23 protein-coding genes are annotated in these 24,039 nt (G+C 70.7%); 11 read left to right on the top strand and 12 right to left on the bottom strand.

Annotated elements, in window-relative coordinates; genetic code table 11:
- Positions 1–104 precede the first annotated feature (104 nt).
- Positions 105–506: a hypothetical protein gene (locus BT98_RS0102280; protein ID WP_019463369.1), complete on the top strand. Its 402-nt coding sequence runs from the start codon at positions 105–107 to the stop codon at positions 504–506.
- Between the two features lie 392 nt (positions 507–898).
- On the opposite strand, the gene BT98_RS0102275 is transcribed toward BT98_RS0102280, so the two are convergent.
- The 5 genes from BT98_RS0102275 to BT98_RS0102255 form a co-directional block, all read right to left on the bottom strand.
- On the bottom strand, positions 899–1,501 hold the full coding sequence (locus tag BT98_RS0102275) for a histidine phosphatase family protein (RefSeq protein ID WP_019462817.1): 603 nt from the start codon (positions 1,499–1,501) through the stop codon (positions 899–901).
- A complete protein-coding gene (locus BT98_RS0102270; protein ID WP_019462816.1) occupies positions 1,498–2,163 on the bottom strand; it encodes a glutathione S-transferase family protein in 666 nt (221 codons plus the stop codon). The genes BT98_RS0102275 and BT98_RS0102270 overlap by 4 nt, the downstream gene beginning before the upstream one ends.
- On the bottom strand, positions 2,160–2,783 hold the full coding sequence (locus tag BT98_RS0102265) for a glutathione S-transferase family protein (RefSeq protein WP_026033512.1): 624 nt from the start codon (positions 2,781–2,783) through the stop codon (positions 2,160–2,162). Before BT98_RS0102265 ends, BT98_RS0102270 begins: the two co-directional genes overlap by 4 nt.
- Positions 2,784–3,067: 284 nt before the next feature.
- Positions 3,068–3,943: an SDR family oxidoreductase gene (locus tag BT98_RS0102260; protein WP_019462814.1), complete on the bottom strand. Its 876-nt coding sequence runs from the start codon at positions 3,941–3,943 to the stop codon at positions 3,068–3,070.
- A 434-nt stretch (positions 3,944–4,377) separates the two neighbouring features.
- Entirely contained in the window at positions 4,378–5,310 is a 933-nt protein-coding gene (locus BT98_RS0102255) for a ribose-phosphate pyrophosphokinase (RefSeq protein ID WP_026033511.1), read from the bottom strand.
- A 319-nt stretch (positions 5,311–5,629) separates the two neighbouring features.
- On the opposite strand from BT98_RS0102255, the gene BT98_RS0102250 reads away from it, so the two are divergent.
- The gene (locus tag BT98_RS0102250) at positions 5,630–6,688 is read left to right on the top strand and encodes an alkene reductase (RefSeq protein ID WP_019462812.1); all 1,059 of its coding nucleotides are present in this window, start codon (positions 5,630–5,632) and stop codon (positions 6,686–6,688) included.
- A 307-nt stretch (positions 6,689–6,995) separates the two neighbouring features.
- Positions 6,996–7,829, top strand: coding sequence for an ornithine lipid ester-linked acyl 2-hydroxylase OlsC (locus tag BT98_RS22955; protein ID WP_019462811.1), 834 nt, complete (start codon positions 6,996–6,998; stop codon positions 7,827–7,829).
- Between the two features lie 525 nt (positions 7,830–8,354).
- Here the strand turns inward: BT98_RS22955 and BT98_RS0102235 are convergent.
- Positions 8,355–9,800: an MDR family MFS transporter gene (locus BT98_RS0102235; RefSeq protein WP_019462810.1), complete on the bottom strand. Its 1,446-nt coding sequence runs from the start codon at positions 9,798–9,800 to the stop codon at positions 8,355–8,357.
- A gap of 266 nt (positions 9,801–10,066) precedes the next feature.
- Here BT98_RS0102235 and map point away from each other — a divergent pair, with 266 nt between their 5' ends.
- From map to BT98_RS22940, 7 genes are all read left to right on the top strand, one after another.
- Complete coding sequence (gene map / locus BT98_RS0102230; protein ID WP_026033508.1) at positions 10,067–10,879, top strand: type I methionyl aminopeptidase; 813 nt, start codon at positions 10,067–10,069, stop codon at positions 10,877–10,879.
- Between the two features lie 17 nt (positions 10,880–10,896).
- The gene (locus BT98_RS0102225) at positions 10,897–11,583 is read left to right on the top strand and encodes a carbonic anhydrase (protein ID WP_019462808.1); all 687 of its coding nucleotides are present in this window, start codon (positions 10,897–10,899) and stop codon (positions 11,581–11,583) included.
- Positions 11,584–11,735: 152 nt separating this feature from the next.
- Complete coding sequence (locus BT98_RS22950) at positions 11,736–12,410, top strand: TetR family transcriptional regulator (protein ID WP_019462807.1); 675 nt, start codon at positions 11,736–11,738, stop codon at positions 12,408–12,410.
- Between the two features lie 149 nt (positions 12,411–12,559).
- Positions 12,560–13,816, top strand: coding sequence for an HlyD family secretion protein (locus tag BT98_RS0102215; protein WP_019462806.1), 1,257 nt, complete (start codon positions 12,560–12,562; stop codon positions 13,814–13,816).
- Between the two features lie 43 nt (positions 13,817–13,859).
- On the top strand, positions 13,860–15,443 hold the full coding sequence (locus BT98_RS0102210) for a DHA2 family efflux MFS transporter permease subunit (protein ID WP_027297140.1): 1,584 nt from the start codon (positions 13,860–13,862) through the stop codon (positions 15,441–15,443).
- A 5-nt stretch (positions 15,444–15,448) separates the two neighbouring features.
- The gene (locus tag BT98_RS22945; protein ID WP_081798515.1) at positions 15,449–17,119 is read left to right on the top strand and encodes an efflux transporter outer membrane subunit; all 1,671 of its coding nucleotides are present in this window, start codon (positions 15,449–15,451) and stop codon (positions 17,117–17,119) included.
- A gap of 72 nt (positions 17,120–17,191) precedes the next feature.
- Entirely contained in the window at positions 17,192–17,659 is a 468-nt protein-coding gene (locus BT98_RS22940; RefSeq protein ID WP_019462489.1) for a hypothetical protein, read from the top strand.
- Between the two features lie 147 nt (positions 17,660–17,806).
- Here the strand turns inward: BT98_RS22940 and BT98_RS22935 are convergent, their stop codons facing one another.
- Entirely contained in the window at positions 17,807–19,111 is a 1,305-nt protein-coding gene (locus tag BT98_RS22935) for an MFS transporter (protein ID WP_026033443.1), read from the bottom strand.
- Positions 19,112–19,488: 377 nt separating this feature from the next.
- Here BT98_RS22935 and radC point away from each other — a divergent pair, with 377 nt between their 5' ends.
- Positions 19,489–20,214 (top strand): RadC family protein, encoded by a 726-nt coding sequence (radC, locus tag BT98_RS0102190; protein ID WP_314216865.1) that lies wholly within the window; start codon positions 19,489–19,491, stop codon positions 20,212–20,214.
- A gap of 73 nt (positions 20,215–20,287) precedes the next feature.
- Here the strand turns inward: radC and BT98_RS0102185 are convergent, their stop codons facing one another.
- The 5 genes from BT98_RS0102185 to BT98_RS22925 all read right to left on the bottom strand — a co-directional run bounded on the left by BT98_RS0102185 (position 20,288) and on the right by BT98_RS22925 (position 23,955).
- Positions 20,288–20,917 (bottom strand): hypothetical protein, encoded by a 630-nt coding sequence (locus BT98_RS0102185; RefSeq protein WP_019462492.1) that lies wholly within the window; start codon positions 20,915–20,917, stop codon positions 20,288–20,290.
- Entirely contained in the window at positions 20,914–21,549 is a 636-nt protein-coding gene (locus BT98_RS0102180; RefSeq protein ID WP_019462493.1) for a TerC family protein, read from the bottom strand. The genes BT98_RS0102185 and BT98_RS0102180 overlap by 4 nt, the downstream gene beginning before the upstream one ends.
- Before the next feature lie 449 nt (positions 21,550–21,998).
- Positions 21,999–22,661, bottom strand: coding sequence for a TerC family protein (locus BT98_RS22930; protein ID WP_037249511.1), 663 nt, complete (start codon positions 22,659–22,661; stop codon positions 21,999–22,001).
- Between the two features lie 140 nt (positions 22,662–22,801).
- Positions 22,802–23,692, bottom strand: coding sequence for a PhzF family phenazine biosynthesis protein (locus tag BT98_RS0102170; protein WP_019462495.1), 891 nt, complete (start codon positions 23,690–23,692; stop codon positions 22,802–22,804).
- Entirely contained in the window at positions 23,689–23,955 is a 267-nt protein-coding gene (locus BT98_RS22925; protein WP_037249508.1) for a DUF1127 domain-containing protein, read from the bottom strand. The genes BT98_RS0102170 and BT98_RS22925 overlap by 4 nt, the downstream gene beginning before the upstream one ends.
- Positions 23,956–24,039 lie beyond the last annotated feature (84 nt).

Raw genomic sequence — 24,039 nt, 5'->3', positions numbered from 1 at the left:
CGGGCCCGGGCGGGACGATACGATACGGGACCCATATCCCGGTTGACGTCCCCCCCGGGTCGGCTCTCTTTCCTGTCCCGGAAGACAGAGGGAGCCGCCCGTCCTTGTTCCGCCCCATCCCGTTCCCGCGAATCCATCCGCCGCGGACCATCGCCCGGGCCACCACCACCCTGGTCCTGCTCCTGGCCTCCACGGTGCCCCACGCGGCCCGGGCCGCACCCTCCTGCCAGGTCGTCCGCTTCGACCGTGGCCAGAACGGCATCGAGATCGCCGGCATGGCACCGGCCCGCGACACCCTCTGCTACGCGCTGACCACCGCCCCGAACCAGACGGCGAATCTCCGCCTCACCGCCTCCCCCAACATCGTCCTGGACATCCCGGGCGTCGCGGAGGATCAGCGCGAGGTCACCTTCCGCACAGAACGCCGCACCTACCGCATCCAGGTCGGCCAGCTCGCGCGCGGCGCCTATGCCGAACCCTTCCGCCTTTCCATCTCGCTGGACTGACCTGGCTTTTCCCGGCCACGCAAGCCCTGGCCACCGGCCCCGGGGGAGAGGCGCCGCCTCTCCCGCCGGACCCCCTCTCCGCCGGGGACCGAAGCCGGTCCCCGGACCCCGGGCCCGAGTTGGCTCTGCATGGTTGCCGTCGGTCTGCGGCCTGATCCCCGGAAGCAAGTGGCAACGCAGGGCTCCCGAAAGGAAGAGAAGACACCGTCTCCGTGCTGGTGGCAGCGGCAGTCCGCCGGAGAGCGTCGCTCTCCGGCGCGATCCGAACCCAGCAAGGGCCAACTCATCGGGTCCAGGGCGCGCAGCGTCCTGGCGGATAGGGGGTCCGGGGGAAAGGCAGAGCCTTTCGCCCGGGACGGTGCAACGCCGGACCTTGGGGCGCGCCGCCGCCCCTACCCCGCCAGTTCCGCCGGGGTGAAACGCCAGGCATCGCCGCCGCCCAGCGGTGGCTCCACCCAGAGCGGCAGCGCATTCGGCGTGCGCACATTCGCCTCCAGCCCGGCCGACTGGCGGAAGGCGCGCCACAGCGCCCCATGCGCCACGACCAGCACCGGCCCCGGCAGGGCCAGCGCCCGGTCGATCGCCCGCACCGTGCGCGTCCGCAGAGACGCGAAGCTTTCCGCCCCTTCCGGGGTGAAGCGCCCCTCGACCCAGTCGTCAAACCAGCCGGCCATCGGCTGGCCTTCCTGCACGCCGAAGCCCACCTCGCGCAGTTCCTCGTCGGTGGAGAAGTCCAGCCCCAGCGCCTCGGCCACGATCCGCGCCGTATGCTGCGCGCGCCCCAGCGGCGAGGCCACGATGGAAACGATGCGCCGACCCTCGCCCGGCTCCTGCAAGGCCAGCGCCGCGCGCCGCGCCTGCTCCACGCCCACGCCGTTCAGCGGGATGTCCACATTGCCCTGGCTCAGGCCGCGCGCATTCCAGTCCGTCTCGCCGTGGCGCAGGAACCAGAAGGCCACCCGCCGCTCCGGCACCGCGTCCGAAACCTCCGTCATGGCGCCAGTCCCTCCGTCTCCATCACCCGCGCCACCGCCGGCCGCGCCGCCATGCGGGCCTGGTGCTCGCGGCATTCCGCCGGCAGCTCCAGCCCGAAGGCCCGCGCCGCCCAGCGCTCCTGCATGAACAGGTAGTAATCCGCCAGCCCCGGCCGTTCGCCGCCCAGATGCCCGCCGCCACGCGACAGTGCCCCGGCCGCCTGCCGCATCGCCTCCGCCACGCGCCCGATCGAGGCCGCCCGCAGCTTCGCCGCCTCGGCATCGCCCTCGATGAAGCGCTGCGGCATGAAGCCGGGAAAGAAGCTCTGCGCCTGCCGGAAGGAGCACCATTGCAGCCAGGACAGCGCCAGCGCCTTCTCCAGCGGATCGGCCGGCAACAGCCTCGCCGCGGGATTCGCCTCGGCGATGAAGACGCAGATGGCCGGGATCTCCGTCACCACCCTCTGCCCCACCACCAGGGCCGGCACCTCGCCCTTGGGGTTCACCGCCAGGTATTCCGGCCTCCGGTGCTCCCCATCCTTCAGGCTCAGGAACCGCACCTCGAACGCCGCCCCCGCCTCCGCCAGCAGCAGATGCGGGATGGTGGAGGTGGTCCCCCGGGCGCCCCAGAGGACCATCCGCGGCACCATCCCGTCCCCGCTCCGGCCTTCCGCCAGCGTCACGCCGGCAGTCCCTCGGCTTCCAGTGCCCGCTTCACCGCCGGCCGGGCCAGCATCCGCTCCAGATGCGCGGCGAGCTTCGGCGGCAGCGTCTCGCCCACCCGCTTCGCCCACCAGTACTCGACAAAGAACAGCGCCGCGTCCGCGATGGAATAGCCGCCGGGCACCGCCCAGTCGCCGCCCTTCCATCCCTTCTCCAGCGTGTCGAAATACTTCACGGCATTCGCCTTGCCGGTCTCCAGCACCTTGGGATGGTCCGCCTCGCTGGGCGCGAAGCGCGCCGGGCCGAAGATGCGCGAGAAGGCCTGCGGATGCACCGTGCCGCAGACATAGTCCACCGTCTCCAATACCCGGACCTGCGCCTCCAGTTCCGCCGGCCACAGCGCCTTCTCCGGGTTCGACCCCGCCAGAAACAGCGCGATCGCCGGCCATTCCGTCACCACGGAACCGTCGTCCCGCTGCAGCGTCGGCACCTTGTGCTTCGGGTTCACCGCCAGGAACTCGGGCTTCATCTGCGCCTGTTCCTTCAGCGACACCACCACGCCCTCATAGGGCTTGCCGATCTCTTCCAGGATCACGTGGATGCCGAGGCTGCAGGCGCCGGGCGAATAGTAGAACTTCATGTCGGGCTCCATTTCCCGGGCAGCCCCGCGCGCCACCGGCGCGGCGCGGCCACCTCCCCACCGGCCCGGAAGGACCCGCGAGGCTCCAGAGCCCCGCCAGCCGCCCCCACGGCCCATGGCGCGGAGCATCGGCGGCGGCGCCAGCCCGCGCAAGGCCCCGGCCAGCACGAAAACCGCACCTTCACGCCCCCGCAACACCCAGGTGCAGGCTCCGGGCGCGAGACGCTGGCGCGGGAGGCCGGAGCCGCCCGCGAGGCAGGGCAGGACAGCGCGCCGCCCGTCCCTCACCCTTTCCAGCGCGCCGCCGTCTCCGCCGCGAAGTCGCGATAGCGCCGCCGCTTCCGCCCGAGGATCGCCTCCACCCTCTCCCCGGCCCCCGCCGCCGCGGTCATTCCCTCTTCCTGGAAGCGCCCGAACATCCGCCGCATGTCATAGGCCATCCAGCCCGGCATCTTCCCGGCCGAGGCCCGCTCATAGGCATCGAGATCGTCGCCCGCATAGCGCACCGCCCGCCCCAGCGCCTCCGCCCAGGCCGCCGCGATCCCTTCCCCGGTCAGCGCCTCCGGCCCCGGGATCTCCACGACCTCGCGCGGCAGCGGCTCCGCTGCCGCATCCCGCCGGCGCAGCTCCGCCGCCGCGACCCCCGCGATGTCCTCCGCATCCACCATCGCCACCCCGCGCGAGCCCACCGGTATGGGATAGACCCCCTGCTCCGCGATCGGCTGCCGCAGCTGTGCGTCGTTCTGCATGAAATAGGCCGGGCGCAGGACCGTCGCCGCCATGCCGCGCTCGGCCAGCATCCGCTCCGCCGCGAACTTGCCCGCGAAATGCGGCACGTCGCTGCTGCTCTCCGCCTTCAGCACCGAGAAATAGATGATCCGTTCGATCCCGGCCTCCCGCGCCAGGCCCAGCACCATCAGCGCCTGGGTCAGCTCGTCCGGCACCACCGCGTTCAGCAGGAAGAGCGTCCGCACCCCCTTCAGCGCCGCCCGCACCGCCTCCGGATCGCCGAGGTCCCCCGCCGCCGTCTCCACCCCGGCGGGGAACTTCCCCTTGGAGGGATCGCGCGCCATCGCCCGCACCGGCGCCCCCGCGCCATGGAGGACCTCCACGATCCGCGCCCCGATCGTGCCCGTGCTGCCTGTCACCAGGATCGTCATGCCATGCCCTTTCCATCCGGAACCAGGCTGGCAGGTGGCGGCGGCGGGACCACGGATCAGGACGGGTGCGGATCACGAAACGGCGTGCCGCCTAACCTCGGGGCGCCCCCGTCCCCGGGCGCCGTGGCCGGCACCCGGTCCGCCACCACGGGCACCCAGGCCTCCGCCCCGGCCCGCCGTACATACAGCCGCTGCCGGGCATAGGAGATCCAGAAGCGCCGCGGCACAGGCCCCCACCCAGCAGGCCCAGCGGCCACAGCGCGGTGACCGTCCGGCCAAGCTGCTGCATCACCGGGCGGAAGCCTATGAACCGCAGGTTGCGGAACCGTCACCTCCGGTTCCGCAACGCATGTCAACCCCAACAGGCCAGCCCCCCGGCCCATCGGCCCGCACCCAACCCGGCGCGGGCCATTCGTCCCGGTCGTGCCCGGTCCTCAGTTGAACAGCGTGGAAACCGAGCTTTCCTCGCTGATCCGCCGCATCGCCTCGGCCAGCAGCGGCGCCACGGTCAGCTGCCGGATGTTGCTCGACACCCGCACCGCCTCGGTGGCCTGGATGCTGTCGGTGATCACCATCTTCTCGATCGGCGCCGCGCCGATGCGCGCCACGGCCCCGCCGGACAGCACGCCATGCGTCACATAGACGCTGGCCGAGTTCGCGCCGTTCTTCAGCAGCGCCTCGGCCGCGTTGCACAGCGTCCCGCCGGAATCCACGATGTCATCGACCAGGATGCAGTCGCGGCCCTGCACGTCGCCGATCACGTTCATCACCTCGGACACGCCCGCCTGCGGCCGGCGCTTGTCGATGATGGCGAGGTCCGTGTGCAGCCGCGTCGCGATCGCCCGCGCACGCACCACGCCGCCCACATCGGGGGAAACCACCATCAGGTCGCGGCCCTTGTAGCGCTCCAGGATGTCCCGGGCGAAGAGCGGCGCGGCGAAGAGGTTGTCCACGGGGATGTCGAAGAAGCCCTGGATCTGCCCGGCATGAAGGTCCAGCGTCAGCACGCGGTCGGCGCCCGCCTCGGTGATCAGGTTCGCCACCAGCTTGGCCGAGATCGGCGTGCGGCTGCCGGACTTCCGGTCCTGCCGGGCATAGCCGAAATACGGGATGACTGCCGTGATACGCCGGGCGCTGGCGCGGCGCAGCGCGTCCAGCGTGATCAGCAGCTCCATCAGGTTGTCGTTCGTGGGAAAGCAGGTGGACTGCACCACGAAGACGTCCTCGCCACGCACGTTCTCATGGATCTCGACGAAGATCTCCATGTCGGCGAAGCGGCGCACCGAAGCCTGGGCCAAGGGCAGGTTCAGGGATGCAGCAACGGCCTCTGCGAGGGGGCGGTTGCTGTTGCAGGCAATGATTTTCATGAAGGGCAGCCTTGGAGGGGGGAGGCGCGCTGCGGGATAGCAACCTCACCGAAGCGTGTCCATGCATGAGATGCAGGACAGCAAAATTGGACGCCGGCTGATGCTGCAAAGCCGCATGACCTACGCCTTCCCCCACCCGCGATTTGGCCGCCCCCACACCCATGGGCCCCGTGCCCGGCAGCGCCCGCCATCCCCGGAGGCGGACATGCGGGCTTCACATGGCACCCATCCGCCCCGGCACCTTTTGCGCCGCAGCAAACGGCCCAACTCCCCTTCTCCCGCGGCAATCCCGCCACGGGCACCAATAGGGAACCGGCCGATGCCGAGCCTCTTCGATCCCCTCCGCCTGGGCGACCTCACCCTGCCCAACCGCGTCGTCATGGCCCCCCTCACCCGTACCCGCTCGCCCGGCCATGTCCCCAACGCCCTGGTCGCCGAATACTACCGCCAGCGCGCCTCCGCCGGGCTGATCATCAGCGAAGGCATCCCCGTCTCCCCCATGGGTGTCGGCTATGCCGATGTTCCCGGCCTCTGGAGCGAGGAGCAGGTCGAGGGCTGGAAGCCCGTCACCCATGCCGTCCACGGGGCCGGTGGCCGCATCCTCGCCCAGATCTGGCATGTCGGCCGCATCTCCGACCCGTCCTTCCTCGGCGGCCGCGTCCCCGTTGCCCCCAGCGCCATCGCCGCGAAGGGCCATGTCAGCCTGCTCCGCCCGCAGCGCCCCTACGTCACCCCGCACGCGCTGGAGACGGAGGAAGTCGCCGCCATCGTCGAACAGTTCCGCCAGGCCGCCGCCAATGCCCAGCGCGCCGGCTTCGACGGCGTGGAGCTGCACGGCGCCAACGGCTACCTGCTCGACCAGTTCCTGCAGGACAGCACCAACCGGCGCACCGACCGCTACGGCGGCTCCATCGCCAACCGCGCCCGCCTGCTGCTGGAGGCCACCGACGCCGCCATCTCCGTCTTCGGTCCGGGCCGCGTCGGCGTCCATCTCGCCCCGCGCTGCGACACGCACGACATGGGCGACAGTGACCCCGTCGCCCTCTTCACCCATGTCGCCCAGGCCCTCGGCGAGCGGCGGATCGCCTTCCTCTGCTCCCGCGAGGCCCAAGGCCCCGACAGCCTCGGCCCGCAGCTCAAGCGCGCCTTCGGCGGCGCCTACATCGCCAACGAAGGCTTCACCCGGGAAAGCGCCGAGGCCATCCTCGACCGTGGCGACGCCGATGCCGTGGCCTTCGGCAAGCTCTTCATCGCCAATCCCGACCTGCCGGAACGCTTCGCCCACAACCTGCCGCTGAACACGCCGGACCCCTCCACCTTCTACGCCCCCGGTCCGCACGGCTACACCGACTACCCCGCCCTGGCCGAGGCCGCCTGAGGCGCCGTCCCCGGGAGAGGCCCCGCGCCTCTCCCGGCCCCATCCCGGGCCTCCTCCCGCGGCCTTCACGCCTGACCGCCTGCGCCCTTGCCCCCGTGGCCCGGCAAGGCTAGCCGTCCCCTCCGGCCACCCCCCGCCTGCAACCGCGCCCCGCGGCCGGCGAATGCCTGCCCACAGCATTGCGACTCAATATCAGCGTCATAGGGTTGTAACCTGCCGCGGCCTGATCCGCGTTCGGGGATTCGCCCCGCCACACCGCCGCCCCGGGAACTTGGCTGACCCGCCGCGCAGGAGGACAAGACACCTCATGAACCACACCACGACGAATGCCCCCGCCGCGGCCGCCTCCCCACAGCAGACCTTCGGCACCGAGGGCATGGCCGCGATGGACCGGCCCAGCCGCACGACACGGTTCTTCATGACCATCGTCGCCGGGGCGGAGCGGCTGAACCTCCGCCACTCCAAGGTCGGCAACCCGCCCGTCTACAACAACGCCACCTTCCCCTGGGCGGCGGAGATCGAGCGCGAATGGCCCGCCATCCGCAAGGAGCTCGACCGCGTCCTGCTCCGCCAGGAAGACCTGCCCGGCTTCCACGAGCTCTCCGCCGATGTCCGCACCATCAGCACGGACCGGGCCTGGAAGACCTTCTTCCTCACCGGCTATGGCCTCTCCTCGAAGCAGAACATCGAGCAGTGCCCCGAGACCTGGCGCATCGTGCAAAAGATCCCCGGCCTCAAGACCGCGATGTTCTCGATCTTCGAACCGGGCAAGCACCTGCCGCCCCATCGCGGCCCCTACAACGGCGTGCTGCGCCTGCATCTCGGCCTGATCGTGCCGGAATCGAAGGACGACCAGCTCGCCATCCGCGTCGACAAGCAGGTCTGCCACTGGCAGGAAGGCAAGGCCCTGATCTTCGACGACGCCTACGAGCACGAGGCCTGGAACCATACCGACAAGACCCGCGTCGTCCTCTTCGTGGACTTCGTGAAGCCGCTGCGCTTCCCCGCCCGGCTGGTGAACTGGCTCCTCCTCAATCTCGCCCCCTTCACCCCCTTCATCCGTGAGGGGCTGGAGAACCAGAACACCTGGGAGAAGCGCTTCTACGCCGAGGCCGAGAAGCTCCGTAACCAGCCCGGCTGACCCGCCGGACCGGCAGCCGGCGCGCCCCAGGGCGCACCGGCCTCCACGTCACATCGCCGCCCGGCGGGACAGGCCAAAGCCTGGACCATGACGGAACATGGTTTCTGGCCCGGCAGCTTTCTGGCGGCCCTGGCCCGCGGCACCCACTGTGCCCTTCCGCTGCCGTTCGCGCAGCACCGCGCCGGAACGCTCCCGTCCGGCACCGGCGGGAGCCTCCGCGCGGGAACGCCCCGCCCGTCCACGGCAACGGCCGGCCCCACCCTGCCCGAAGCCCGGCTGGAAACGGGGGGCTCCCGAGAGGAAGGAAAACACCGTTTCCGCACCGGTGGCACCGGCAGTCCGCCGGAGAGTCATGCTCTCCAGAGTCATGCTCTCCGGCGCGATCAGCCTCGGCGAGAGCCAACCCATCGGGTCCAGGGCGCGCAGCGTCCTGGCGGATAGGGGGCCGGGGGAAAGGCAGCGCCTTTCACCCGGGGACGGAGCAGCGGCGGACGGCGCAACGCCCACGCCACCAACCCGCCCGCGTCATCCCCCGCGCCGCCGGTATCCCGACACCGCCTCTCCCGCATCCCGCGGCAGTTGCAGGCACGGCGGCAGCGAAGCCAGCACCACTGCCGCCACCGCAACGAAGGCCAGCGAGAAATCCCCCAGCGCCGGCTCGCCATGCCCGTGCAGCGCGGTGGAAGCCGCCAGCACGGAGGAGCCCATCACCACGCCCAGCGCCATGGAGAGCTGCTGCGCCGTCGAATAGAGGCTGGTGGCGGCGGAGAGCGCCTTCTGCGGCAGCTCCGCATAGGCCAGCGAGTTCAGCGAGGTGAAGTGCAGGGAGCGGAAGATCCCGTTCACCGCCAGCAGGATGAACACCCCCCAGAGCGGCCAGCCGGGCGAGAGCGTCGCCAGCAGCAGGATGATCGCCCCCTGCAGCACCGTGTTCCAGACCAGCGTGCCACGATAGCCCAGCCAGCGCAGCACCCGGTGCACCAGCGGCTTCATGCCGAAGGCCCCTAGCGCCGAGGCCAGCGTGATCAGCCCCGAGGTGGTGGCCGAGGCCCCGAAGCCCAACTGGATCGCCAGCGGCACCAGGAAGGGGATCGCCCCCGCCCCGATGCGGAACATCGTCCCCGCCGTCACCGTCACCTGAAAGGCCGGGATGCGCAGCAGGCTCAGGTCCAGCGCCGGATGCTCCGCCCGCAGGCAGTGCCGCACCGCCCACACCACCAGCCCCGCCCCGGCCACCAGCGCCACCCAGCTCCAGGCGGGCTCCACCACTCCGCGCCCCACCGTCTCGAAGCCGAACATCAGGCAGGCCAGCGACAACCCGACCAGCGTGATCCCCGGCACGTCCAGCTTCGGCGGCCGCTCCTGCTCCGGCGCGGTGATGAAGCGCCAGGCCAGGAACAGCCCCAGCATCCCGATCGGCAGGTTGATCCAGAACACCCAGCGCCAGGAAAGCTGGTCGGTCAGGAAGCCCCCCAGCGGCGGTCCCATGATCGGCCCCAGCAGCCCCGGCATGGTCAGCCAGGTGGTGGCCCGCACGATCTCCTCCTTGGTCACCCGGCGCAGCAGCAGCAGCCGCGCCACCGGCACCATCATCGCCCCTCCGATCCCCTGCACCACCCGCGCCAGGATCAGCTCCGTCAGCCCCTGCGCCAGTCCGCAAGCCACCGAGGAGGCGACGAAGACCGCGATCGCCCAGAGGAAGACCCGCTTCGCCCCGTACCGGTCGGCCACCCAGCCGCTCACCGGCACGAAGACCGTCAGCGCCACGAGATAGGAGGTGATCGCCGCCGAGAGATGCAGCGGCTCGCTGCCCAGGTCCCGCGCCATGGCCGGCAGCGCCGTCGCGATCACGCTGCTGTCCAGGTTCTGCATGATCAGCGCGCTGGCCACGATCGCCGCGGTGAAGCGCGGGTCGTCCACCCAGCCGCGCCCGCCGGCGGCCTTGCCCGGCGCGGCGGGCCGCTCCGTCACCTCTCCGCCCGGACTCTCCCGCCGCGAACCTGTCTCCGCGTGCCCGCCCGCCGCCATGCACACCCCTCCCCTTGCCGCAAAGCCCGCCGGCACGGCCCCGGGGAGGGCACCCGACCACGCCCCTTGGACACGCCAGGGAACCCTGCGCGTGCCCGCCCGCTTCCCCCGGTTTCCGTCACCGCGGAATCCCGACGCCAGTGCAATCCTCCCTTGCGCCGCATGTCCAAGCCTTGCAAGCCACGCGCCGCCGCCGCATTTTCGCCTTCATGGAACAGTCAGCGGGCGAGGCGCGGCGGATACCGCTGCATGGGCCGGAGGATTTCGAGGGCATGCGCAAGGCCGGCCAGCTGGCCGCCGCCTGCCTGGACATGATCACGCCCCATGTGGTGCCCGGCGCCACCACCGAGGCGCTCGACAAGCTCTGCCACGACTTCATGCTCGACCACGGCGCCGTCCCGGCGACGCTGGGCTACCGCGGCTACCCGAAGAGCTCCTGCATCTCCATCAACCACGTCGTCTGCCATGGCATCCCCGGCGAGCGGCGGCTGGTGGAGGGCGACATCCTCAACATCGACGTCACCCCCATCCTCGACGGCTGGTACGGCGACACCTCCCGCATGTACGTGGCCGGGGAGCCGAGCCGGAAGGCCGCCCTGCTGATGGACGTGACCCACGAGAGCCTGCTCCGCGGCATCGCCGTGGTGAAGCCCGGCACCACGCTCGGCGACATCGGCCACGCCATCCAGAGCTACGTGGAGAAGCAGCGCTTCTCCGTGGTCCGCGACTTCTGCGGCCACGGCGTCGGCCGCACCTTCCACGCCCCGCCCAACATCCTCCATTTCGGCCGCCCCGGTGAAGGCCCCAAGCTCAAGGAAGGCATGTTCTTCACCATCGAGCCGATGGTGAATGCCGGCCGCCCGGAGGTGAAGGTGCTCGACGACGGCTGGACCGCCGTGACCCGCGACCGCTCCCTCTCCGCCCAGTTCGAGCACATGGTCGGCGTCACCGCCACGGGCTGCGAGGTCTTCACCTACTCCCCCGCCGGGCTGCACAAGCCGCCCTACAGCCTGCCCGCCTGACCCCGCCCCCAAAGCACATGACCGGCCAGCCGAAGCCACCCCCCGCCCTGCCCTCCCGCCTCGTGGAGGGCTACCGGGGCTTCCGCTACACGCGCTTCCGGCGCGAGCGCCACCACTACGCCCAGCTCGCCCAGGCCGGGCAGCACCCGCGCATCCTGATGATCGCCTGCGTGGACAGCCGCGTCGCGCCCGAGGTCGTCTTCGACGCCGATGCCGGGGAGATGGTCGTGGTCCGCAACGTCGCGAACCTCGTGCCCCCCTACCAGCCCGACGCCAACTACCACGGCACCTCGGCCGCCATCGAGTTCGCCGTCCGGTCGCTGGAGGTCGAGCACGTCGTCGTCCTCGGACATGCCTCCTGCGGCGGCATCAACGCCTTCCGCAGCAACCAGCGCGATCGTGTGGACGCGGCGCATGGCGACTTCGTCGCCCGCTGGATGGACCTGATCGCCCCCGCCCGCGACCACGTCCTGCGCTGCGAGGGCGTGGACCCGCTGGACGACCAGCGCGCCATGGAACATGCCGCCATCCGCCAGTCCCTGCGCAACCTCCGCACCTTCCCCTGGCTGGCGGAGCGCGAGGCCGCCGGCCAGCTCGGCCTGCACGGCCTGTGGTTCGACGTGGCCGACGGCACCCTCAGCGCGCTGGACGAGGCCGAGGGCCGCTTCCACCCCGTCCCCGCCGGCCCCCTCACCCAGGACTGACCCGCACCTTCTCCCGGCCGGGAAGATGAAAGGGAGAACAGAATACTCCCTCGTGCCCCCGTATGGCCTGTGCGTGGCGCTTAATGCTGGCATAATCTCCTCCAGCAGCATACATGCGCGGTTGTAAGCACGGGCAGCGGATGGGCGGGGGAGTGGCAAGGCACACAAAGGCTCAGGCAGAGCAGACACGCGAGGCGATCCTCGATGCCGCCGAGAAGGTCTTCTACGAACGCGGCGTGGCCCGCTCCACGCTGGAGGAAGTCGCCCGCGTCGCCGGCGTCACCCGTGGCGCCATCTACTGGCACTTCCGCGACAAGCTCGATCTCTTCCTCACCCTGAACGAGCGCGCCGAGCTTCCGCACGAGGATCTGGTCACCCGCCTCGCCGAGAATCCCGACCTCGATCCGCTGGAAGAGCTCGACACCGTCATGGCCGACACCAAGCGGCAGTTCGAGCAGGACGAGCGCCGCCGGCGCCTCCTCACCATCTTCTACCAGCGCTGCGAATACGTGGACGAGATGGCCCCCGCCCTGCACCGCCTGCAGAAGGCGGACGAAGACCTGCGCGCCAAGTTCCGCGAGCTCCTGAACCTCGCCGCCCTGCGCTACCCCCTCGCCCCGCCCTGGACGCCGGACACCGCCGCGGACGCGCTCTTCGTGCAGATCCGGGGCATGATGCAACTCTGGCTGCGCGAACCGGAGGTCTACCGGCTGAGCGAGGAAGGACTGCGCCTGGCGCGGGCCTTGCTGGCCTCCTTCCAGGGCAAGTCCCTGAAAACAGACCAGAAGCCCGACAGTCCCGGAACCCTTTCCCCATCGACGGGGTGAACGCGGCAGGGCCGGTTAAACGGCCCGCAATGAAAATCAACGAAGAGTGTCTGTCATACATTCTCGTCAGTACGTACCTCCGCGGCGCACCACCGGCCTCCCATGCGGCCGGAATCGGGCGCGCATGGATCTGAGCAACGAGGTAGTTCGTGGTTGATCGGCAGCAGGATGAAACGCATCCCCCCACTCATCCGGCCGATCCCCAGCACGTCCGGGCCGCCCATGCGGAGGAACCCGCCCGCGGCCGCGCCCGCATCCGGCGCGACCGCGCGGATGACGGCGGCGGCAAGTCCGAAGGCGGCGAGGAACGCAAGGACCAGCCGCAGCAGAAGAACGGCAAGAACGGCAACGGCAAGGACAACGGAAAGGGGAAGACCAGCCGCCTGCCGCTGATCATCGGCGGCATCCTGCTCGTCATCGCCATCCTGGGCGGTGCCTGGTACTGGTGGACGACGCGCAACCTCGCCTCCACCGACGACGCCTATACCGAAGGCCGCGCCATCACCATCGCCCCCCAGGTCTCCGGCTACGTCACCGAGTTGCGCGTCCGGGACAACCAGTTCGTCCATGCCGGCGACGTGATCCTGCGCATCGACCCGCGCGACTACATCGCCCGCCGCGACCAGGCCGCCGCCAACCTCGAACTCGCCGAGACCCAGCTCCACAGCGCCGAGATCGACCTGGAGATCGCCCGCACCCGCTTCCCCGCGGAACAGAAGAGCGCCGAGGCCCAGCTCTCCTCCGCGCGCGCCAGCCAGACCCAGGCACAGTCGGACTACCGCCGCCAGCGCTCGGTGGACCCGCGCGCCACCACGCAGACCAACATCGACACCGCCACCGCCACGCTGCAATCCGCCACCGCCCAGGTGAACCAGGCCCAGGCGCAGCTGCAGATCGCCAACCTGGCGCCGCAGAACATCGACCAGGCCGAGGCCACCGTCCGCCAGCGCCGGGCCCAGATCGATGAGGCCAGGGCCAATCTCGCCCAGGCCGAGGTCACCCTCTCCTATACCGAGATCCGCGCCCCCCAGGACGGCCGCGTCACCCGCCGCAACGTGGAACAGGGCGGCTTCCTGCAACAGGGCCAGTCCGTCATGTCCCTGGTCACGCCCGAGGTCTGGGTCGTCGCCAACTTCAAGGAGAACCAGCTCGACGGCATGCGCCCCGGCCAGCGCGTGGCGATCGAGGTGGACGCCTATCCCGGCCTGGAACTGCACGGCCACATCGACAGCATCCAGATGGGCAGCGGCGCCCGCTTCAGCACCTTCCCCGCCGAGAACGCCACCGGCAACTTCGTGAAGATCGTCCGCCGCGTGCCGGTGAAGATCATCATCGACAGCGGCCTGCCCGCGGACATGCCCATGCCCCTCGGCCTCTCCGTCATCCCCACGGTGACCCTGGAATGACCCCCGCCGGCAGGGCCGCGGCGGCGGGCAGGGGCGGCCGGGCATGAGCGGCAGCGCCGAGAAGTCCGGTAGCGGCTGGAAGCCCCGCTACAATCCCTGGCTGGTGACGCTGGTCGTCACCATGGGCGCCTTCATGGAGGTGCTCGACACCACCATCGTCAACGTCTCCCTGCCGCACATCGCCGGCAGCATGTCCGTCTCCAACGACGAGAGCACCTGGGCGCTCACCACCTACCTCGTCGCCAACGGCATCGTGCTCACCATCTCCGGCTATCTCAGCCGCTGGCTGGGGCGGAAGCGCTACTTCACCATCTGCCTCGCCGCCTTTACCGTCGCCTCGCTCGCCTGCGGCATCTCACAGGAATTCTGGCAGCTCCTCGTCTGCCGCGCGCTGCAGGGCTTCTTCGGCGGCGGCCTGCAGCCGACGCAGCAGGCCATCATCCTCGACACCTTCCCGCCGGAGAAACGCGGCACCGCCTTCTCCGTCACCGCGCTCGCCATCATCGTGGCCCCCATCCTGGGCCCCGTCGTCGGCGGCTACCTCACCGACACCTATTCCTGGCACTGGATCTTCCTGATCAACGTGCCCATCGGCATCGCCACCGTCTTCGGCGTGATCGCGGTGGTGGAGGACCCTCCCTCGGTGGAGGAGCAGCGCAAGACCACGCCGCCCTTCGACTTCATCGGCCTCGGCTTCATCGTGCTCGCCCTGGCCGGGCTCGAACTCGCCGTGGACCGCGGCGAGGACTACGACTGGCTGGATTCGAGCTTCGTCCGCATCGCCGCCCTGGCCTCCATCACCGGCTGGGTCGGCGGCGCCTACTGGTTCGCCTATGCCAGGCGCCCGATGGTGAACCTGCGCGTCTTCCGCGACCGCAACTTCACCCTGGGATGCGCCCTGATCTCGGTGATGGGCTTCGCCCTCTACGGCAGCGCGGTGATGATCCCCCAGCTCGCGCAACAGCAGCTCGGCTACACCGCCACCTGGTCCGGCCTCGTCCTCGCCCCCGGCGCGGTGCTGCTGGTGATGCTGATCCCCGTCTCGAGCCGGCTCATGGGTATCATCCCGGCCAAGTGGATCATCGTCTTCGGCGGCCTCTGCCTGGCCACCTCCTTCTGGTACTCCAGCCACCTCACCCCGGATCTCAGCTTCCGCAGCCTCGTCATCATCCGCGCCTCGCAGACCATCGGCCTCGCCTTCCTCTTCGTGCCGATCAGCACCATCGCCTACGCCACCCTGCCACCCGAGCTGAACGGCGACGCCACCGCGCTCTTCTCCATGTTCCGCAACGTGCTGGGCTCCACCGGCATCTCGGTCTCCACCGCGCTGATCACCGACCACGAGCAGATCCGGCAGGCCCACCTGGTGCAGCACCTGACGCCGCTCTACGAGCCCTACAACACGACGATGCAACAGGTGCAGAACGCGATGATCAGCCACGGCATCCCCGCCGCCGAGGCCATGCAGCAGGCGGAGGGATGGATGTTCCAGCAGCTCCGCACCCAGACCGCGATCCTCGCCTATTCCGACGTCTTCATCATCACCGCCGCCATCGCCGCCTGCATCATCCCCTTCGCCCTGATGCTGTCGGGCGTGAAGGTCCAGGGCGGCGGCGGAGCCCACTGAGCCCCATGCATCCCACACGCCATTCCCGCCCCGCCCCGCCCGCCCTCCCGCTCGCTCTTCCCCTGGTCCTCTCGCTCCTCGCCGGCTGCACCGTGGGCCCCGACTTCACCCCGCCCAAGGCCGAGGCGCCGCCGAGCTGGAACGACCCCGCCCGCGCCCCCACCCAGGCGGTCACCCTCAGGGCCGATCCCGACCCGCGCTGGTGGACCGGCTTCAACGACCCCGTCCTCACCTCGCTGGTGGAACGCGCGATCAGCGGCAACCTCGACCTGCAGCAGGCCGTCCTGCGCGTCGTCCAGGCCCGCCAGAGCGAGGCCGCCGCCCGCGCCGCCGGCCTGCCCAGCCTCAACGGCACCGGCAGCTACACCCGCCAGCAGCTCGGCCTGCAGGGCACCATCCGCCGCAGCGGCCTCGCCCAACGCCTCGACGGGCTGGGCGGCGAGGCCGCCTCCGCCGGCGACGCCCTGGTCGACAAGCTGAACGGCCCCGTCGACCTCTTCCAGGCCGGCTTCGACGCCTCCTGGGAGCTCGACCTCTTCGGACGCGTCCGCCGCTCGGTGGAACAGAGCCAGGCCCAGACCCAGGCACAGGCCGAAGCGGTCAACGACGCCCTCGTCACCCTCCAGGCCGAGGTGGCCCAGGCCTATGCCGGCCTGCGCGGCGCCCAGGCCCTTGCCCAGTCGCAGCGCGAGAACGTCCAGACCGCCCAGGACATCCTCGACCTGACCCAGCGCCAGCGCCGCCAGGGCCTCGTCACCGAGCTGGACGTGGAGAACCAGCGCACCCAGCTCTTCAACCTCCGCGCCCAGTTGCCGACCTACGAGAAGCAGGTCCGCCAGGCGATGAACCGCCTGGCCATCCTGACCGGCCAGCCCCCCGGCGCCCTGGATGCGGAGCTGGAGGCCGCCCGCCCCATCCCGCCGACGCCGCCCGCCGTGCCGGTCGGCCTGCCCGCCTCCCTGGCCCGCCGCCGCCCCGATATCCGCCAGGCCGAGGCCCGGCTGCACGCCGCCACCGCCGGCGTCGGCGTCGCGGTGGCGAATTTCTACCCCGACATCTCGCTGACCGGCAGCCTGGGCGCACGAGGGCTGGAGGCCAGCTCGCTCACCAACTGGTCGAACCACTTCTATTCCTTCGGCCCCAGCATCTCCCTGCCGATCTTCCAGGGCGGCCGCCTCACCGCCAATCTCCGCACCGCCCGCGCGCAACAGGCCGAGGCCGCGCTCGCCTATCGCGGCACCGTGCTGAACGCGCTGGGGGAGGTCGAGGACAGCCTCGTCGCCTACCGCACCGACCGTGCCCAGCTCGAAAGCCTCGACCAGTCGGTCCGCTCCGCCGACACCGCCCTCTCCCTCGCCCGCAGCCGCTACAACAGCGGCCTCTCCAACTTCATCGATGTCCTCGACGCCCAGCGCACCCTCGTCCAGGCGCGCCAGCAGCGCCTCCAGGCCACGCTCTCCCTGACCACGGACCTCGTCTCGCTCTACAAGGCCCTGGGCGGCGGCTGGCAGGACGTCGCTCCGCCGCAGGTGGCCTCCATCCCCCCGCCCCCCTCCGCCCGCGGGGGCCCCTCCACCCCCATCGAATCCCTCTCGCCCGACAGCCTCGCCGGCATCGACAAGCCGGGCACCATCGTCCCCCTCGCCCCGGCCACCACCCCCGCCGGCGGGCGCTAAGGCCTGCCGCCGGGGGGACACGGCCACCCCGCATCGGCTACCCTCCCCCGGCCACCGCCAGGGACGAAGCCGATGCACCGACGCCTGCTTTCCGCGCTGCTGGTCCTGCCGTTCCTCTGCTCCACGGGCCAGGCCGACCCGGCCGGGCGACGATGGCAGGCCATCAGCAACACCGCCGCCTCCATCACCGGCGACATCACGGTCACACTGGACCGGATCACCTTCGCCGGCGGCCACGCCCTCACCCTGTCCGAACCCACCGCCCTGCCGCGCTTCCTGGCGGAAGGCAGCCCCGTTGCCGCCACGCGCTACCGCGTCGCCAGCCCGGCCGACCCACCCCTCCTGAACGGCAACCGCCTCTGCGGCGGCAAGACACCGGCCCCCGTGACCTACATCGTCCTGTGGACACCCCAGGAACTCGCGGGCGACACCGCCCCCCGTAGCCTCGCCGCCTTTTCCGGCCCAACCCCGCCCACCGGAACCGACAGTCCCGGCCTCTGCGGCACCTTCCGCTACGAGGCCGGCCCGGCCGCGCGCTGATCCATTCGGTCCGCCGGGCCGCGACAGGAGCCAGCCGCCGGCAGGTCCAGGAGCCACTGGCTCCTGGCGGATGGGGGTACGGGGGCAAGGCGGAGCCTTCCCCCCGGGCCACGGGCGCAACACCCCGGAAAAAGCGCCGCCCAGGCCTCAGACCCGGGCGCGTGCCCCGGCCAGGCTCACCGCCTTGTCCTTTGGCAGCATGAAGTGGATCAGCGTCACCGCGACCACATAGGCCCCGGCGCCCACGAAGAAGACCAGCGTGTAGTTGTTGTTGGTCGCATCCAGCACATGCCCGACCACCACGGCCGAGAAGCCGCCCAGGATCGAGCTGATGCAGCCGCCCAGCCCGACCGCCCCGGCCACCGCCTCCTTCGGCATGGTGTCGGAAACCAGCGTGAACAGGTTGGCCGAGAAGCCCTGGTGCGCCGCCATGGCCAGGCCGATCAGCAGCACCGCCACCCAGATCTGCTCCGTCATCGGCGCCAGGAAGACCGGCACGGTGCAGAGCGCGCAGGCCAGCAGCGCCAGCTTGCGCGCCGTGAACACCCCGAAGCCCGAGCGCATCAGCCGCCCCGAAAGCCAGCCGCCGCCGATCGAGCCCACATCCGTCATCAGGTAGATCACCACCAGCGGCAGGCCCAGCGCCATCAGGTTCACGTGGAACTTCGAGAACAGGAAGCTCGGCACCCAGTTGTTGTAGAACCACCAGACCGGGTTGGTCAGGATGCCGCCCACCAGATAGACCCAGGTGCCCGGATAGCGCAGCAGGTGCGACCAGGGCACCTTCCGCGACGGCGGCGCCACGTCGTGGTCGCTCTGGATGTAGCGCAGCTCCGCCGGGTTCACCTTCGGATGCTCCTCCGGCGCCCGGTAGGTCGCCAGCCACACCGCCACCCAGACGAAGCCCACCAGGCCGGTGATGTAGAACGCCGTCTGCCAGCCCCAGTGCACGGTGACGAAGGCCGCGATCAGCGGCGCCAGCAGCCCGCCGATATTGCTGCCGGAATTGAAGATGCCCGTGGCCAGCGCCCGGTCGCGCACCGGGAACCAGGTCGCCACCGACTTGATGCAGGTCGGGAAGTTGCCGCCCTCGCCCAGCCCCAGCATGACGCGGGCCAGGATGAAGCCGCTCACGGAGGTCACCAGCCCGTGCGAGGCCGAGGCCGCGGACCAGATCATCGCGGCGATCGCCAGCCCCCAGCGCACGCCCACCTTGTCGGTGAAGGCGCCCATCCCCGCATAGCCGGCCGCATAGGCCATGCTGAAGGCGAAGACGATGTTGCCGTACTCGCTTTCGTTGAACTGGAGCTCACCCTGGACGGTCGGCTTCAGCACCGCCAGCAGGTTGCGGTCCATGTAGTTGATCGTCGTGATGACGAAAAGTAAACCTATAATGAACCATCTGTAATTTCCGGCGGGTGCCATGCCCTGCCCAGGCGGTTTGCTGCCCATGTTCCGTTCCTCCTGCACGGCAATTTCCCAGGTGGAAAACCCTTCTTGCCGAGCACTTGGCTTCTGCTTTCGTTCACCGCCCCCGGTAGCGTCAAGACTCTTTTGCTCTGTGATATGTCAGATGTCATGGGAAAGGCCCCGCCGAGCCAGAAACAGGCCGTCAGCCGACCCTCCAACGTTGGGCTGAACACCCGGCATTCGAGGCAAAGGCGAAAGCCGGGAAAATCACACTGGCGAAACAAAGCAGGTCATGTTCAACTTATGCGAGAAAAATCACTTGGTTCGCTCCCATCGCGCGCAAGATCACAACCCGCACTGGTCACACATCCGGTCCGCCACCCGGGCAGCCTCCTGGTCACTCCCCCGGCCAGCCCTCGCTGCTCGACCTTCCGTCCCTGCCGGACCGGCCGCCCGCCGCCGCCGCCACGCCGCCCGAGGGCCCGGCTGGCCACCGCCACCGCCTGCGCCAGCGCTTCCTGCGCGGCGGCGCCGAGGCGATGCCCGATTACGAGCTGCTGGAACTGCTGCTCTTCGCCGCCCTGCCGCGCGGCGACACCAAGCCCCTGGCCAAGACCCTGCTCGCCCGCTTCGGCAGCTTCGCCCGCGCCATCACCGCCCCCGAGGCCGAGCTGCGCGCCATCCCCGGCGTCGGCGATGCCGTGCTGGCCTCCCTCCGCCTCGCCCGCGCCGCCGCCCTGCGCCTGCTGGCCCAGGAGGCCCGCCAGGGGCCCGTCCTGGACAACTGGCCCCGCCTTACCGCCTATCTCTCCGCCGCCCTGTCCCGGGAGGATGTGGAGCAGTTCCGCATCCTCTTTCTCGACAGCCGCAACCGCCTCCTGGCCGACGAGGCCCAGGCACGCGGCACGCTGGACCACGCCCCGGCCTATCCGCGCGAGGTCGTCCGCCGCGCCCTGGAACTCGGCGCCGCCGCCGTGATCCTGGTGCATAACCACCCCAGCGGCGACCCGACCCCTTCCCGCGCCGACCTGGCCACCACCGAGGCCATCCGCGCCGCCACCACGGCGCTGGGCATCCTCGTCCACGACCACCTGATCGTCGGCCGCGACCGCACCCTCTCCTTTCGCCAGGAAGGACTGCTCTGAAACGGTCCCGGGATCGCGTCCATGGCCACCCCCGGGGGAGGCTCCGCCTGCCCCCCAGGCGGGGAAGCCTCCCTCAGCTCCGCGAGGACCCTCCGGCCCGCAGCGCCGCGCCGACCTCGCGCGCGAAGCGCGGCGCGTCCACGCTGGCCGCCCCCCCATCCGCCGCCATCGTCAGCTGCGTCCGCAGGAATCGCCCGCCCACCGTGCCGACGCAGAGATGCCGCTCGATCCGGGTGCGTCCCAGCCGTCCCTCCAGCAGCGCGCAGCGCAGCGGCCCGCCATTGGCCAGCGGCACCTGGCTGCGCGACACCTCGCGGAAGCTGCGCCCGGTCACTTCGGCGTCGATCGAGGTGGACTCCCGCACCAGCGAGGCCAGCTCCGCCTCCACCGCGGCGCCATTGATCGCCGTCAGCCCCCGGTCATAGAGCGTGACCTGCGCCGCCACGGTGCGCGAGGGCGTGGCATAGTCCACTGTCCGCGCATCGGCGCCCAGCGTGGGGGCGGCCACGTTCCCGCCCCGAAGCATCCCCGATGCCTCCGCCGGAAGCCGCTTCAGCACCTCCGCCATGGCCGGCCGTGGCGCACCCGCCTCGACCGAATCTGGATCGTCCCCGCCCGGCTGGGCACAGGCACCGGCCAGCAGCGCCAGCAGCGCCAGCGCGAGGCTGCCCGCCCGCAGTGCCTTCGGCAGCACCCGGCTCACGAATGCCCCTCCGCCGGCAGGGGCAGCGGCAGTCCGAGGTTCAGAACGAGATTGGCCGACACCAGGCCCTCCCAAAGCAGTTGCAGGCCCACATAGAGGATCAGGAACACGCCCAGATAGGCGATCCACCGCCAGCGATCGAGCAGCTTGGCCAGCAGCCCGCCCAGCACGCCCATCATGATGATGGAGATCAGCAGCCCGACGACCAGCAGCGGCAGGTCGTTGCGCGCCACCGCAGCCACGGCCAGCACGTTGTCCAGGCTCATCGACACGTCTGCCAGGATGATCTGCCACAGCGCCTGCCAGATCGTCTTCTCGGCGGCCTTGCCGTGCCCTTCCTCCTCCTCGTCCTTGCTGCGCAGCTCCCGCCAGAAATTCCAGGCGATGTAGAGCAGCGCCGCGCCGCCGAGCAGATCGATCCACCACAGCGACAGCAGCAGCGTGGCGAAGACCGAGAAGACGATCCGCAGCACCGCCGCCGCGATGACGCCGAACAGCACCGCCTTGGCGCGCTGGTGCGCCGGCAGCCCCGCCGCCGCCAGTCCGATCACCACCGCGTTGTCGCCGGACAGGATGATGTTGAGCCAGATGATCTCCAGCAGCCCGGGCAGCATCCCGGTCAGCGATTCCATATCCGCATTTCCTCACCGGACGCGTGCGGGATCCCTCCCGGCGAGGTGCAGCGCCCTTCCCAGATGACGGCGAAGCTAGACCGGTTCCATGCGGCCTGGAATGCGCCCCGGCGTGAAAAGCCGCACCGAATCAAGGAGACAGGATTGCCCGGCCAGCCTCGGCCCCGCCTGCGCCAGCCCGGCGGCGTCATTTTCGCGCCCTCTCCGGCACGCTCCCGCATGAACGGCCGGCAAGGATCGGGCCCGCCCTGGCCGTGGCGGCGCCCCTGCGCTCCAGCCTTCCCCGCCCGCCCCTCCCCGCGGCACGGACAGGCGCCGGAACGGGGAAGCGGAACGGAAAAAGGGCGGGATGCACCGGCACCCCGCCCCTCGGAATCCATCTCCGTCAACAGGCCGGGGCCATACCGGGGCGCCATCCTCGCGGCACGCCCCACCCCCGCCTCACGGCCTCAGCGCGTGGCGGCGCCCCCGCCGAACCAGGCCGAGACATGCGGTCCGACCTCGTGCCAGCCCTCGTAGATCATGCTCAGCGCCACGTAGAGGATCACCAGCAGCCCGATCCAGGCAATCCAGCGGAAACGCTCCAGCAGGCGTGCGATGAAGCTCGCGGCCAGTGCCATCAGCACCACCGAGATGGCGAGGCCGATCACCAGCACGTCCAGGTGCTCCTTCGCCGCGCCGGCCACCGCCAGCACGTTGTCGAGGCTCATGGACACGTCCGCCACCAGGATCTGCACGATCGCCTGGCCCAGCGTCTTGCGCGGCGCCCCCGAAGCGGCACCCCCCTCTCCGGACACCGCTCCATGCGCGGCCTCGGCGCCCTCGTGCTGCTCATGCCCCGCCCGCAGCTCGCGGTACATCTTCCAGCAGACCCAGAGCAGCAGCAGGCCGCCCATCAGCGTCAGGCCGACGATCGCCAGAAGCTGCGTGGTGATCGCCGCGAAGCCGATCCGCATGATCGTCGCGGCGCCGATGCCCCAGAGGATCGCCTTGCGCCGCTGGTCCGGCGGCAGCCCGGCCGCCGCCATGCCCACCACGATCGCGTTGTCGCCGGCCAGCACCAGGTCGATCAACAACACCTGCCCGAGGGCCAACAACCAATCCAGACTCATCGGCGTTTAATCGCTCCCCTCGCGGCCGAACCGGCCCGGCCAGAATCCCGCCGGGCGTCGCCACCCGCGGCGCCGCCACTTAAACACTAAGCAATCTTACGGCAACAACGCACAATATCCACGGATCGCGGCGGACGGCCTCAGCCCCGCAGCCAGCCCTCCATCACCTTCGCGCAATCGCCCGCCACCCCGGCACGGACGGCCCCGCCCTCGCGCCACGCCCTCGCCCGCAACAGGCTCGCCCGCCCCATCTCCACCCCCTGCCGCACCGTCAGCGACAGCCTCTCCTCCCCGGACAGGTCGAGCAGCAGCGCCGCCACCGTCGCCGTGGCGCTCCCCGTCGCCGGGTCCTCGTAGAGCTCGCGCGTGAACATGCGCGAACGCAGTCCGCCCTCCGCCAACCGCACATAGGCATAGATCGAACTGGCCCCGTCGCGCGGCAGCGTCCCGCCCCAGGCCACCGGGTCCGGCCGGACCCGCCCCAGCGCCTCCAGCCCCGCCAGCTCCGCCACCAGAAAGGGCGCCCCCACCGAGACGACCTGCGGCGCATGCCCCGTCACCACCACATCCTCCGCCCGCAACGAGAGACAGGCCGCCACCTCCGCCGCCCCGCAGCCGCCAAGGCGCGACAGGGCCTGCGGCGCCTCCAGCGAAGCCCCGGCCACCACGCCGCCCTCCAGCAACGGCCGCACCGGCACCAGCCCGGCGATTTCCTCGAAGAGCAGCACCTCCGGCACCGCCTCGCCCCGCGCCGCCATCTCCGCCGCCAGCACGAATCCCGTGCCGATATTCGGATGCCCGGCAAAGGGCATCTCCCGCGTCGGCGTGAAGATCCGCACCCGCGCGCCGTGCCCCGGCTCCTCCGGCGGCAGCACGAAGGCCGTCTCGGACAGGTTGAACTCCCGCGCGATGCGCTGCATCGCCGCCCCGTCCAGTCCCGCCGCCTCTGGCAGCACCGCCAGCGGATTGCCCGCGTAGCGCTCCGAGGCGAAGACATCCACCGTCACGAAGCGATAGCGCCCGCCGCTCATGACCGGCGCGCCCGCTCGGCGACGATCCCGGGCGTGTCGTCCCAGAACGGCCTGCCCGCCTCCATCGCCGCATCCATGGGCGTCAGCCCGATATCGGCCAGCTCCCGCTCCGGAAGCTCCCGCAGCACCCGCCGCGTCTCCGCATTGCGGTGCCAGACGGCCAGCCGCGCCAGCACCCGCCCTAGCACGCCCCGGGCCGGCGCCGCGTCCAGGCCGCCAAAGGCCGGATTGATCCGATCAACCCTGGAAATTGATCCGAGCATCTGAGAATCGCACCTTATTGCACCGAATCACTTTCTGGCACGCTATCGATTTCCGCTTCAACGACACAATTGTTCTCGGTACAA

Origin of the sequence: Roseomonas mucosa ATCC BAA-692 (assembly GCF_000622225.1) — a bacterium.
Classification (GTDB): domain Bacteria; phylum Pseudomonadota; class Alphaproteobacteria; order Acetobacterales; family Acetobacteraceae; genus Roseomonas; species Roseomonas mucosa.
Note: the sequence above shows the minus strand (reverse complement) of the source record. Positions and strands in the feature narration are given on the sequence as shown.

Excerpts from the sequence above, each read along its gene's own strand:
- BT98_RS0102275 (WP_019462817.1), bottom strand. The coding sequence starts at position 1,501 with ATGACGGAGGTTTCGGACGCGGTGCCGGAGCGGCGGGTGGCCTTCTGG.
- BT98_RS0102265 (WP_026033512.1), bottom strand. The coding sequence starts at position 2,783 with ATGAAGTTCTACTATTCGCCCGGCGCCTGCAGCCTCGGCATCCACGTG.
- BT98_RS0102260 (WP_019462814.1), bottom strand. The coding sequence starts at position 3,943 with ATGACGATCCTGGTGACAGGCAGCACGGGCACGATCGGGGCGCGGATC.
- BT98_RS0102255 (WP_026033511.1), bottom strand. The coding sequence starts at position 5,310 with ATGAAAATCATTGCCTGCAACAGCAACCGCCCCCTCGCAGAGGCCGTT.
- BT98_RS0102250 (WP_019462812.1), top strand. The coding sequence starts at position 5,630 with ATGCCGAGCCTCTTCGATCCCCTCCGCCTGGGCGACCTCACCCTGCCC.
- BT98_RS22955 (WP_019462811.1), top strand. The coding sequence starts at position 6,996 with ATGAACCACACCACGACGAATGCCCCCGCCGCGGCCGCCTCCCCACAG.
- map (WP_026033508.1), top strand. The coding sequence starts at position 10,067 with ATGGAACAGTCAGCGGGCGAGGCGCGGCGGATACCGCTGCATGGGCCG.
- BT98_RS0102225 (WP_019462808.1), top strand. The coding sequence starts at position 10,897 with ATGACCGGCCAGCCGAAGCCACCCCCCGCCCTGCCCTCCCGCCTCGTG.
- BT98_RS0102210 (WP_027297140.1), top strand. The coding sequence starts at position 13,860 with ATGAGCGGCAGCGCCGAGAAGTCCGGTAGCGGCTGGAAGCCCCGCTAC.
- BT98_RS22945 (WP_081798515.1), top strand. The coding sequence starts at position 15,449 with ATGCATCCCACACGCCATTCCCGCCCCGCCCCGCCCGCCCTCCCGCTC.
- BT98_RS22940 (WP_019462489.1), top strand. The coding sequence starts at position 17,192 with ATGCACCGACGCCTGCTTTCCGCGCTGCTGGTCCTGCCGTTCCTCTGC.
- BT98_RS22935 (WP_026033443.1), bottom strand. The coding sequence starts at position 19,111 with ATGGGCAGCAAACCGCCTGGGCAGGGCATGGCACCCGCCGGAAATTAC.
- BT98_RS0102180 (WP_019462493.1), bottom strand. The coding sequence starts at position 21,549 with ATGGAATCGCTGACCGGGATGCTGCCCGGGCTGCTGGAGATCATCTGG.
- BT98_RS22930 (WP_037249511.1), bottom strand. The coding sequence starts at position 22,661 with ATGAGTCTGGATTGGTTGTTGGCCCTCGGGCAGGTGTTGTTGATCGAC.
- BT98_RS0102170 (WP_019462495.1), bottom strand. The coding sequence starts at position 23,692 with ATGAGCGGCGGGCGCTATCGCTTCGTGACGGTGGATGTCTTCGCCTCG.
- BT98_RS22925 (WP_037249508.1), bottom strand. The coding sequence starts at position 23,955 with ATGCTCGGATCAATTTCCAGGGTTGATCGGATCAATCCGGCCTTTGGC.